This is a genomic window from Bacillota bacterium (genome assembly GCA_012837335.1).
Classification (GTDB): Bacteria; Bacillota; Limnochordia; order Darwinibacteriales; family DTU012; genus DTU012.
This window is the reverse complement of record DURM01000018.1, coordinates 1-12,645: the sequence shown is the minus strand read 5'-3', so window position 1 is coordinate 12,645 and position 12,645 is coordinate 1. Positions and strand designations below refer to the sequence as shown.

Sequence of the window (12,645 nt, the reverse complement as noted above, 5' to 3'; positions counted from 1 at the left end):
TCGCCGTAGTAGAGATACATATTCCAGGGAATGACGGTAGCAGCCTCACACCAAGCCGATGAGCCGTGGGGCAGATGATCCATTTTAAAGCTGGGCACGGTGCAGGGCACGATGCCGTCCATGTTCTGCTGCTCCAGGGCTAAATCGTAGAGATACTTGCTGAAAAAGGCAGCGCTGTCCATGTTGAAGCAGGCGGTGCCGGAAAACATCTGGGCATCGCCGGTCCAGCCCATCCGCTCATCCCGCTGCGGGCAGTCGGTGGGCACATCCAGGAAATTGCCTTTCTGGCCCCAAAGGGCATTTAAGAACAGGCGGTTAACCAGCGGGTTGGATGTTTCGACCTGGCCGGTAATTTCGAGATCAGAGTAGACTACCTGACCGGTAAAATCCTCCGGATCGAGCTCGCCAGGCCAGCCTTCTACCTTCACATACCTGAAGCCGTAGAAAGTGAAGTGGGGCTTGACTACCGCTGCCTCGCCGTTAGAAATATAAGTAAACTCTGCTTTGGCTGAGCGCAGGTTTTCCCGGGAGAAATTCCCGTCTTGGAGCGCCTCGCCATGCTGAAGATGGATCTTGGTTCCTTTGGGTGCATTAAGTTTAAAGCTCACCCAGCCCACCATATTCTGCCCCAGATCCAGCACGGTTTCTCCTTTCGGAGTACGGATTACTGCGACTGGTTTCAGTTCTTCCATAATCTTCACCGGCAGACTGCGGCGGGGTTCTAAAAGCTTCATGTCGATATCAATCAGGCGGACCGGATCCCAGTCGGAATCATTAAGACCGGGCTGTGACCAGCCGGGCGTTAAGAGATTGGCATCTTGATACTCCCCGTCATTGATGCTGCTGGCCACTATATAAGATGCTTTAGCTTTCCAAGTTTCATCGGTAGCAATTATCTCCTTGGTGCCATCGGTGTAAGTTACTTCCAGCTCGCAGATAAAGGCAAAGCGATCGCCGTAGATTTCTTTTCGGTCGGGAGTCCAGGTAAAGCGGCCTTTGTACCAGCCATTGCCGAGCATAGCGCCGATGGCGTTCGCTCCCTCTTGGAGCGCTTCGGTTACATCAAAGGTTTGATACTGAATCCAGTTGTCGTAGCTGTTGCAGTAAGGGGTTAAGTACTCGTCCCCTACTCTTGCGCCGTTGATCTCAACTTCGTATAAACCCAGTCCGCTCACGTATAATCTAGCCTGCTTAATCGGCTGCGTCAGGTTAAACTCTTTCCGCAGCAGCGGATGGATCTCGTTATCTTCCCAGGCGGGGGTAATCCATTGGGCGGTCCAGGGCTCATCCAGCCTGGATGTTTCAAACCAAGCAGTGGAACTTTCCACTTCGCCCTGGTCGGTCCAGACCTTGACCTGCCAGTAGTATCTGGTTTTTGGTTTCAGATTCAAGTCTACGGTATAACCGATGCTGTCAATATCTTCCCTTTTTCCGCTGTCGTGGACGATTTCGATGAAATTAGGGTCAAGGGCCACTTTAACCGCACAGGCAAGCTGGGTTTTAGCGGTCTCCGCTTCCAAGACCCAGCTGAGACGGGGTTTGGCCATGGCAAAACCCAGGGGATTGACAATTCGATTGCACTTCATGCGGACAATGCGCATCTAAATCCGCTCCTTTCGGTATTATTCCGCTTTCGGATAAGCGGCGTTCGGCGGTGCGCCAAGCGCAACAATCGCGTCGGAAACCGGATTGGGCTGTTCGTCTCTAGCTCCCTCCAACAGTTCAGCAAGGACTTTGGCCTGCGGTGAATCAGGATCCGCTTCGAGCACTGCTTTCGCATTTTCAACAAAGAAGTAGGCAAAGTGATCTACTCCCGCATCGTTGGGATGGGTGCGGTCAATCTCGCCGCCTTGGATAGAGTGAAAATAATAGCTGGGGCTGGTATCTTGTCTGCCGTACTTTTCACAGAGCTCTTCATACCACTTCAGGGACGGAGCGTTTAAATCCACAAAAGCGATGTCGGTTCTGCCAGCTGCGACCTGCTCCTCCACAAACTTTCTGCCCATTTCGGAGAACTCCCTCAGCGTGGAAGACCAGCTATTGGTTTTTGGATCGTACTGCTCCGGTCGGTGGCGGTCAATGGGTCCTACTATAATCAACTTTGCCCCTTTGGAGCGGATGTACTCATAGTAGTGGGGGATATTATTGTAGTAGTTGTTAACGCCGTTTTCTTCTTTGTGGTTGTGGCCAAACTCAAAGTAAACCAGATCCCCCGGCTGGATCCGCTCTTTAAAGTTTTCGAAGTGGGGTTTGCTGCTGATGGTCTGCAGTCCGCTTTCGCCATGGTTGGATACGGCAAGATCTTTACCAAGATATTTCGGCAGCGCCTGGCCTACGCCCCCAAAGCTGGAAAGGGGGAAATAGGGCAGAGCTGCGGTTTGGTCGCAGACAGTGGAGTCCCCTAAAATCCAGAGCGTTTTGCCGCCTTTAAGCTGCTGAATCTCAACCGCGGCTAAAGCGGCGTTTTCGCCCAGAACCACGATGTTCAGCATTTTATCAAGATAAACCCCGGTTTTCTTGGAGTGGACATTCTGGATATTGACATTAAACTCATAGACCAGTTCTTCTCCCGCGGGAATCAGTTTTTCGGTTAAGTGGATGTGGCGCTTTTCCGAGAACAGAGTAATCTTGGCATCTTGTTCAGGATCAGCACCGGTAAGTGTTACTTTGACTTGATAATATGTGTTCGGTTCTACAGAAACCGCAAAGCGAATCGGCATGTCTGGTTCAGTAACTGCTACCGCGTTCTCAGTATTTTGAAGCACGATTTCTTGTCCTTCCTGCATGCGGAAACCATCGCTTCGCTCATCTTCAAGCCAGCCGTCACTGCCTATGCCTAAAAATCCGTAGCCCCGCTCTTCACTAAATTTAGTGTCAGCGGTTACGCCGTTAAGGCCAAATTTAAAGTTCCATGATTTTACGCTGCTGTTATTAGCCATTCTGCACTGCCACTCCTGTCTATCGTGTGATTGAGATGATAAGTATCTTAACTAATTTACGACTTTGACTAACCGTAATCCTCTTATTTCCGGAAAAAGCAAAACTCCTCCCGAATGGGAGGAGCGGCCTGGATATTTGGGAGAGTTAGCGTGAAACGCTGGACACAATTCTGGCTTTCAGCTGCCAATCTGCCGGATTGAAGCCCTCAGGCAGGGTGTAGTTGACCGGCATGGTATAATTTTCCTTTACCGGCACTAAATCCACCGCGATATTGCGGGTAACCATTTCGTATAGATTTCCTTGGGGATCAAAGACTTCAATTACTAAAACTGCGGTGCCGTCATAGTCATAGGATTTGATTAGTTCCACATCAACCAGTTTGGTAAGCGCTTGGTTGAAACCTGCGGAAACAATCTGGAGGGCGCTGTTGGATTTAACCGATACCGTCACCGGATTGCTGACTGCTCCGCCCAAATCCACCGCCTGCGCGATAAGCTCCTGATCCGGCACAAAATCAGCAACTCTTAAGACGCCGTCACTGCCAATGGTAAAGTTAGGATCCGCCAGGGGATTGCCATTGGCATCAAAGAGCTGGTAGGAAACAGTATTGCCAAGGGCAAGGGCGATGCCGTGGCGGGATCCTTCCACCAAAAACTCTACTTCCTGGCCGGCTACCACCAAGTCCGCGTTGGCGGTTAGAGTTAAGGAATCGACAGTTGGTTGAAAAATCCGGACATTATCTACGCTGGTGTTGGGCTCAAGCCTGATGAACGAAGCTCCCTGCCCAACATTGGCGTTGAGCTGGCGGCGGTTAACATTGGCGAAAACCTGAAGATCAGTCCGCTCACCTTCCTCGTTATAGCGCCACAGCAGCAGGTACATAAAGGAATCGGGCGCGCTGTACTTACCCATCAGCTCCAGATGGTACCACTGACCCGGTTCGATTTCGGTAATCGGTGAAAAGACGGTGCTGCCCGCCTGAACCGCGAGATTGTACTTGTCTCTTCTGGTGTTAGAGCGGATGCAGGTGCCCAACCGATCCTCGCTGCTCATGGGCGTAAAGCCTGCCCCCTCCTCATCAAAGCGGATATCCATGGACCATACCAAAAGCTCCATGCTGTCTTCCGGCAGACCCGGCAGATCCACGGCAGTTTCCGTGAACCAGTAGCTAGAGCCGTCAGGAGCACCTGGTTTCAGCGCAGCTCCCTTTAGGGGTGTTTCACAGTCGTACTCCACCAAAACCGGCCCGGCGCCGCTTACCAACCCCGCTGTCAGGCTCAACAACAGCAGGGTTAACCCAAACAGCCGCACTGCTTTTTGCATAGGTTTCCCACCTTTCCTTGTGATTAGTTAACTCCCAAATCATTCACTGCCTGATTAATAGTTATTCGGTAACGATGCAGTAGCCTTTACCGTCTTCAGTCCAGTGGGTTCTCAGCCCCAGCGCGGGAATAATGGCGCTGATTTCGCCGTAGAGCACACCGTCGATCAGCTCCGGCCAGTCATTGATAATCCCCGGCACACCGTTGACGTACATCTCAGAATCAGCCACCCGGGTTTGGACCACATTGTCCCCGTGTTTTACTGTCAGCTGCTTGGCTTTTTCATCAAACTGGTACGCTAAGCCCAATTTGTCAAGAAGGGGCAGCACCGGTCCTACCACTCCCACCATCCGGTAGGCATCTAAGCCGCCGCCAAAGTTCACCTGCTCGCCATTGATGAAAACAGCAACAATCTCTTTGGCCTGCTCATCGCCTAATCCGTCCGGGATCAGGCGGGGAAGCGGCGTGGGAACCGCTTTTTTGGCTGCGAAGATCTCGCTGTGAACCTGCGGCATAATCGTGGTTAAACCGCTGTCATCCACAAGAAACGGCTGCGACTCGATCGTCACTGCGGCCGGTTTCAAGCCGGGACGCTTCGCTGTGACGGTAATCTTACCCGCTTCCCGGGTTGAGCGGAGGAACACCCGGTTGGTCCCGCACTCGGCGTAGACATAGTGGACATCGTGGTTGAGATCCTTGATGCCGCTGTTGTAGCCCCCTAAGAACACAGCCGGACCAGAAACTTCAAAGTCAATCCGCTCGTAATCCAGGGGATGGACGCGGCCCTTGGCATCCACTACCTCCACATCAATAAAGGCAATATCCGCGCCGTCGGCCTGCAGGCCCTTGGGGCCGGTAACAGGTGTTAAGCGGATTTCTACCGGCTCATCCACAGTTTCGATGCGGTGGCGGGCTGCCTCCTTCCCTTCAGCATCGTAGCCCACAGCTTCGATCCAGCCGGGCTGCATGATGTTGATGCCGGGGAATTGGTAGAGAAAGACCTTATGGGGTTTATCGTCAAAGCCTACCGATCTGCCGTTGATAAACAGCTCTACTGCTCTGATGTGCTCTGAACCGATTGCATATACGGTTTTGTTGGTGGCGTCTCTTAAAGCCTTTTCACCGGTGTATCTGTGGGTTTTTGGATCTTTTAGTTCATAAACATAAGCGTTGGGGTCGGTTGGATAATTCCAGTGGCCCACCAGAAAGACTTCTGGTGTCGGGCTTTGAATCGCCTTGAACGCGTAGAATGACGGTTTTTTGATTCGCACCGGATCCACCCGGCCGCTCATGCGGCAGTTCTCGGTGGCCTGGAGCCTGCCGTGCTGGTTAGAGTCAGACCAGACCATGGCAGCGGCGGCTGAATAGTAAGGCTCAGGACTGTTGGCCTGCATTCTGCGGTAGTAGAACTCATAATAACCTTCCACATGATGGCGGATAAAGTCTTCCTGAGTCAGATCCCAGGCATCCATCTTGTCCTGCTTCTGGCCGTTGGCTCCGGTAAAGACATTGACGTAGTCGAAATCCGGGGGTGAAAAGTCGTCCCACACCCGCCGCGGCGACTCTTCCCGATGGTACTCGGTTTCAACCAGCGCCCGCTTGTCCCGGGTAATCTTGCCATTTTCGGTATAGCCTTCCCGGTCTCTTACACGGCGGCCGAGCATGGTGCCCACCCACTCGGAGGCATCGACTGCTTCCTGGTCTTCCAGACTGCGGCAGCCCATGGGTCTGCCGTGAGCGTCTAAGGCTCTGCGGAGCTCCACCATTTCCCGCATATGCTCAGCGCTGATGGCGTTGTTGCCCGCTTCCCAGAACAGGATTGAAGGGCTGTTGCGGAAATAGATGATCGTATCCCGCATCACCTCTACCCGCTGATCCCATCCCCGGCCGTGGGGTTCTCTTTCTTTATCGCAGGCAGGCTGCACTGCCACGATGCCGTATTTATCACCGGCGCGGATATCGCCCGGCTGGGCTGCAATGTGCATCCAGCGGATGTAGTTGGCGTTGCTTTCTCTGATCAGCTTCGCATCATACTCTTTCAGCCACTCTTGGGCAATTCCGATTGCCGCCCATTCATTGGTAGCTCTTTGAGCGTAGCCGGTGAGCCAGTAGAACTTATCGTTGATAAACACACCGCCGTCTCTACCGCCCCTTACCTCAAGCTTGCGGAAACCGGTGGTGATTTCCTGCGTATCCAGCACCTCATCTCCAGCTTTTAAGATGGAATAGACTTTGTACAGGTAGGGCTGATCCGGACTCCAAAGCCTTAAGCCTTCTACTCTGGCTTCAGCTTTAATCACGGTAGAATCCCGGGAGGAAATATCGGTCGGCGCCGGATTCTCTTCATAAGCATCCACCGGAACCACGGTTAAGTATTCTTCATCAGTATCCTGCGCTGCCGCGACATTTGTTATCGGTGAAGCAAATTTCGTAATCACCTGCTGCTCATGATCGACAAGCACCGCTTCGATATATAAGTCCCGATCCTGATTGGTTTCGTTGCGCACTTCCGCTTCAACGTGAATTACTGCGCTTTTTGCTTTGACATCGATATCGGTGGCGTACACATAAGCGCCTTTGGTTTTCAGATTGCTGTACAGCGGCAGGGTCTGGTAAATGCTGTTTTTGACATATAACCGCACATGTCGGGTGAGTCCCCCAAAGACCGGGTTAAAATCCCTGCTGTTCCATAAAAAGGGAATCCCAGTGTTGGACCCCGGTTCCGTACCCGGACGGGTTTCGTGAATAAACTCTTCAGCCCCGCGGGAGCTGGTGCTGTCAAGAGCAACTGCCAGCACATTTGGCTCACCGAATTTCACATGCTTGGTTAAATCAAAGCCAAAGGGAGTAACGCCGAACTCGTAGTAGCCTACCATTGTGCCATTTAAATACACGTAGGCTGCTTGGCGCGCGCCCTCAAATTCTACAAACACTTTCCTGCCAGCAGCTTCGACAGGCAGAGTGAATTGTTTGCGGTAAAACGCGAACCCCCGGTAGATGCCCACATCGCCTGCGTCATTGGCAATGCTGCGGAAGGAGTCCACATCATTGAAAGTGTGGGGCAGGCTTACATCCTCCCAGTGGGAATCATCGTAATCGGTCTCGTAGAACTGCCGGCCGTTTGTATCTACCACACCGGCATAAGCAGTTTTTAAAGGCCAGGTATTCTCAGTCGGCTTGTAAAACTTCCAATCTAAATTGAGATTGTACACGCCTCCCGGATCTTTAGGTATCAATTTTATCCCTCACTTCACTTCTTGTTATCCCTATCATATCACTGTCAAATTGGGATCTTAATTATAAATCTTGGGTTAAACATTGCAGTTCTTGTGGTTAAAGGCTGATCCTTCTGTTACAAGGTCTGCAGGTTTCGTTATGGCTTAGGTGGTAACTTATAAGCAGAGATTTAATAACGAAAGGAGCGGTAAAATTGGTTAGATTATTTACCCGCCATTATAAAAGACAAACCAGGCTTTTAGATGGATTATGGCAGTTTAAAACTGACCCAAACCGCATTGGTATTTCCGAGGAGTGGTTCAAGAATTTCCCGGCAGACAGCCAACCAATCGTTGTCCCCGGCTGCTGGAACCACGAGCTGGGACTGTACCACTACGAAGGGGCTGCCTGGTACTTTACTGAGTTTGAAACCGAGAGCAGCAGCATCAACCTGGTCTTCCACGGCTTTTATGGGCAGATCGAAGTCTATGTTGACGGCCAGCAGGTGGGCAGCCACTACGGCGGATTTGCCGGTTATGAGTGCTTGGTTACCGGCTTAACCCCCGGAAGACACAAACTGGCAGTGCTCACCGACAACACCCACAATAACCGCAACACCATTCCCTTGGCGCGGGTGGACTGGTTTCACTACGGCGGATTATTTCGCAGTGTCGAGCTGATGGAATTAAACGATGTTTGGATTAAGGATTATAAAATCGGCTACACTTTGGCTGAAGATTACCAGAGTGCAAAGCTGCAGATTGATGTTACCCTGCAGGCATTTGGCGAGTCGTCCCAGCAGGAAGTAAAGGTTTATGTAAATGATGAGCTGCTCTGCGGCGAAACAGTCACGGTTGACCATGAAGCTGAGGTTAAACTCTCCCATGTTTTGACGGATCTTAAGCTGTGGGATCCGGACAGCCCCAATCTGTATTTAGTGCGGCTGGAAATTGACGGTGACGATCTTGTGGAGCGGATTGGCTTTAGGGACATTAAAGTAGAGAACGGGAAACTGCTTCTCAACAACAATGAGCTGAAACTAAAAGGCATTAACCGCCATGATGATCACCCGGACTGGGGCTTTGCCATGCCCTTTAAACTGATGAAAAAGGACCTGGATATCATTAAAAACTTGGGCTGCAACACCATCCGCGGTTCCCACTATCCCAACGCTCCAGTTTTTCTTGATCTTTTAGATCAGGAAGGTATTCTGTTCTGGGAAGAAATCCCCATGTGGGGCTTTCGGGAGCATGCCTTAGCGGATCCCCTCACTCATGAGCGGGGCCTGTCCATGCATGAGCGGATGGTTAAGCGGGATTTCCACCACCCCTCGATCATCATGTGGGGTCTCCATAACGAAGTAGATACCAGAACCCAGGCGTGCTATAACTTAACCAAAGCCTTTGCGGATAAGATCCGCAGCCTTGATCCAAGCCGTCCCTTAACCTACGCTTCCTTCCATCCCTTTGATGACATCTGCTTTGAGCTAGTGGATATCATCAGCATAAACAAATACTTCGGCTGGTATGAGGATGAAACTGCCGACTGGGCTAAGTTTCTGACGGATTTCAAAGCTAAGCTGGCAGCAGCAGGTTTAGGCGACAAGCCCCTTGTCATCAGTGAGTTTGGCGCCGGAGCCCTTTATGGAGAAAACACCTTTGAGGGGCAGAAATGGTCTGAGAACTTCCAGGCTGATTATCTGGAATACACCATTGACTTATTCTTAAACGATCCTGATCTTGCCGGGATGTATATCTGGCAGTACTGCGATATCCGCTCATCGAAAGAGCTGGAAATGGGCCGCCCCCGCAGTTTCAACAATAAGGGAATTGTCAATGAGTACCGGATGCCGAAGGCGGCGTACTGGAAAATTAAAGAGCTGTTCAGCTAAATTGGAACAGGCTGGAGCCAAGCCTTGTGTTTGGCTTCAGTCTATTTTTTTGCAGATTTTCTTGACCACTTTGGTCGAATATTGTTATAATCAGATTAGACCACTCTGGTCAAGAAAGGAGGAAGCTGTTATTACCCAAGCATTTAATAAACTTGAACCGGAGAAACAGCGGCGAATTTTAGACGCAGCTTTAACTGAATTTACCAAATACGGCTATGTCAATGCTTCTACCAACCGCATTGTTAAAGAAGCAGCAATCGGCAAAGGCATGCTGTTCTACTACTTCAAAAGCAAGGAAGAGCTGTTTCGCTACTGTTTAGAGTACAGTCTCGACTATATTGCCGAAGCCTATGTCGCCAAACTTGATCTTGCTGAGCCTGATTTTATCATCAGGTTTACCAAAGCCGCTCAAACAAAGATGCAGGCTTATCTCGCCAATCCGCTGCCCTTTACGCTGCTCGCCAGCGTTGTGATCAAAAAGGAGACGGCGGAGCTTGTGCCGGATCTGCACCAGCGCTTTGACAAGATGATGGAACATGGGCTGCAGGACATGTTTGCCGGCATTGACACTGGCCTGTTCAGGCCGGATGTTCCACCGCAGCACATCATCAATCTTATCCGCTGGGCAGTTGATGGCTGGAGCCGCGAGATTCTCGCAGAATTGGAAAACGAAGACTTGACGGAGTTTAGGTGGGAACATGTTTTAGCTAATTTCGATGAATTTATGGCGACTTTAAGAAAAGTATTTTATCAGGAGGGGAACCATGGCGATTCTGCAGGTAAGTAATGTCACGAAGAAGTTTGGGAGTTTTACCGCCTTGGATGGGATCAATCTTGAGGTGAATCAGGGAGAAGTGTACGGATTTATTGGGCCGAACGGCGCGGGTAAAACCACGACTATAAGAATCTTACTGGGAATCCTGAAAGCTACTAGCGGATCAGCGCAAATCTTCGGCCGAGATGCCTGGAAAGATGCGGTGGGAATCCACCAAAGGATCGCTTATGTTCCGGGCGATGTGAGCCTGTGGCCGAATCTTACCGGCGGTGAGGTAATTGACTTATTTGTCAAACTACGAGGTTCAAATAATCAGAGCCGAAGAGAAGAGCTGATTAAGCGCTTTGATCTGGATCCTACGAAAAAATGCGGCACCTACTCCAAAGGAAATCGGCAAAAAGTTGCTCTTATCGCTGCTTTTGCCTCTGATGCAGATCTCTATATTCTCGACGAACCCACATCGGGGCTTGATCCCTTAATGGAAATGGTTTTCCAGGAGTGTGTCCGGGAAGTTAAAGCTCAGGGCAAGAGCGTGTTCCTTTCCAGCCATATCCTCTCGGAAGTGGAAAAGCTCTGTGACCGCTTAAGCATTATCCGGCAGGGCAGAATTATTGAGACCGGTTCCCTTGAGGAACTGCGCCACCTCACCCGCACTCGAGTAAGGGTCCAAACCGCGGAGCCGATTCCTAATCTCAAGGAGCTTGCCGGAGTTCATGATCTGGAGAAATTTGAGGGTGGAGCCTCGTTTCAGGTGGATGGGGATCAGATCGGTGAAGTTATCAAATATGTTAGTACCTATGGAATCATTACTCTCGAAAGCGCGCCTCCCACTTTAGAGGAGCTGTTTATGCACCACTATCAGGGAGAGGGGTGAGCTCATGAATAGAAATTTTTTCACAAATTATCGAACTCTAGCTGGGCATGTCTGGCGGCTGAACCGCGTCCAGATCCCAGTCTGGGTAGTGTCAATCGCCGCCTTTTCGGTAATCATGGCAGCGTTCCTGCCCACTCTCTTTCCGGAGGGACCGGAGCGGCAGATTATCGCCCAAACCATGGAAAACCCGGCTATGATCTCCATGCTCGGGCCGGGTTATGGACTCGCCAACTACCACATGGGCGCCATTATGGCCCATCAGATGCTCCTCTTAACGGCGGTGACAGTGGCAATTATGAACATCCTGATTACGATCCGCTGCACAAGGCGGGATGAGGAGCAGGGGCGCATCGAAATGATCCGCTCCCTACCCGTTGGCAAACTGGCCAATGCCGCGTCGGTGTTCCTGGTCTTAACCCTCACTAATATTGTCTTAGGGTTGACTGTGGGCATCGGCTTAGCGCTGCTGGGTCTTGAGGGCATGGATTGGCTGGGTTCTCTCACCTACGGTGCAGTCTTAACTGCAGCTGGAATCTTTTTTTCTGCCGCATCCCTCTTTTTCGCGCAGCTGACCGAAACCGCTCGAGCCGCATCCGCCTATTCATTTGGCTTTCTCGGTTTATCGTATCTTCTGCGGGCAGTTGGGGATATCGGCAGTGAACCCCTGTCGCTAATTTCACCTCTAGGTCTGGTGCTGCGCTCCCAAGTTTATGTTAACAACTACTGGTGGCCCCTGGTGGTCACTCTCTCAGCTGCTGTACTCGTAACTCTAGCTGCCTTTAAGCTCAATACCCTTAGAGATTTGGAAGCTGGATTTATTGCTGCCAAGCCCGGCCGAAAACACGCTTCCCCCCTGCTTCTGAGCCCCATGGGCTTAGTGCTGCGGCTGGAAAAAACCACCCTGATTGGTTGGGCTGTAGGATTATTTGTGCTCGGGGCTTCCTACGGATCAGTCTTTGGTGAAGTGGAGAACTTCATTGAAACAAGTGAACTGTACCAGCAGATGCTTCCCACTATTCCCGGATTTTCCTACCTGGATCTGTTTGTTGCCATGCTGCTGTCGATCATGTCCATGATTGCTGCGATCCCTGCCCTTTTGGTCATGCTCAAACTAAGAAGTGAAGAAAAGGCTAACCGCACTGAACATCTCTTAGCCCGGTCTGTTTCCCGAGCAAGGCTGATGGGAAGCTACACAGCAGTCGCCCTGATTACGGCCGCCATTATGCAGGTGGTAAGCGTTCTTGGATTGTGGACCGCAGCGGCGGCAGTGGTTGAAGACCCCTTTGCTTTAGGCGAAGTTTTAGCAGGCGCTTTGGCCTATGTGCCCCTCATCTGGATTCTCATCGGCCTTGCTGCAGCTTTAATTGGCTCTGCACCTGCCAAAGCTGGCTTAACCTGGCTTTACTTGGGCTTTACCTTCTTTGTAATGTTTTTTGGCAAGATGATGCAGCTGCCTGAGTGGATGGCAAAGCTTACTCCCTGGGGATATATTCCTGATGTGCCCCTTGAGCCAATCAATAGCGGCAGTCTAATCTTAACCATTCTGGCAGCCGCAGGGTTGATCGGAATTGGACTGTATGGATATGGAAAGCGAGATATTTACGGATAAAAAAATGGACTCCACTTT

The 12,645-nt window shown here is 51.0% G+C and carries 8 protein-coding genes; 4 read left to right on the top strand and 4 right to left on the bottom strand.

Features of this window, described 5'->3' with window-relative positions:
• The 4 genes from GX019_02710 to GX019_02695 all read right to left on the bottom strand — a co-directional run.
• On the bottom strand, positions 1-1,601 hold a 1,601-nt coding region (locus GX019_02710), incomplete at its 3' end, for a family 78 glycoside hydrolase catalytic domain (protein ID HHT36068.1).
• A 21-nt stretch (positions 1,602-1,622) separates the two neighbouring features.
• A complete protein-coding gene (locus GX019_02705; protein HHT36067.1) occupies positions 1,623-2,939 on the bottom strand; it encodes a hypothetical protein in 1,317 nt (438 codons plus the stop codon).
• Positions 2,940-3,084: 145 nt separating this feature from the next.
• A complete protein-coding gene (locus GX019_02700; protein ID HHT36066.1) occupies positions 3,085-4,263 on the bottom strand; it encodes a hypothetical protein in 1,179 nt (392 codons plus the stop codon).
• Between the two features lie 61 nt (positions 4,264-4,324).
• Positions 4,325-7,498 (bottom strand): DUF4982 domain-containing protein, encoded by a 3,174-nt coding sequence (locus GX019_02695; protein HHT36065.1) that lies wholly within the window; start codon positions 7,496-7,498, stop codon positions 4,325-4,327.
• A gap of 194 nt (positions 7,499-7,692) precedes the next feature.
• On the opposite strand from GX019_02695, the gene GX019_02690 reads away from it, so the two are divergent.
• From GX019_02690 to GX019_02675, 4 genes are all read left to right on the top strand, one after another.
• Positions 7,693-9,369 carry a beta-glucuronidase gene (locus GX019_02690; GenBank protein ID HHT36064.1) on the top strand — a complete coding sequence of 559 codons (1,677 nt, stop codon included), beginning with the start codon at positions 7,693-7,695 and terminating at the stop codon, positions 9,367-9,369.
• A gap of 70 nt (positions 9,370-9,439) precedes the next feature.
• Positions 9,440-10,156 (top strand): TetR/AcrR family transcriptional regulator, encoded by a 717-nt coding sequence (locus tag GX019_02685; protein ID HHT36063.1) that lies wholly within the window; start codon positions 9,440-9,442, stop codon positions 10,154-10,156.
• Positions 10,134-11,018, top strand: a complete 885-nt coding sequence (locus GX019_02680) for an ABC transporter ATP-binding protein (protein HHT36062.1) — start codon at positions 10,134-10,136, stop codon at positions 11,016-11,018. Before GX019_02685 ends, GX019_02680 begins: the two co-directional genes overlap by 23 nt.
• Positions 11,019-11,022: 4 nt before the next feature.
• Positions 11,023-12,627, top strand: coding sequence for an ABC transporter permease (locus GX019_02675; protein HHT36061.1), 1,605 nt, complete (start codon positions 11,023-11,025; stop codon positions 12,625-12,627).
• Positions 12,628-12,645: the final 18 nt, after the last annotated feature.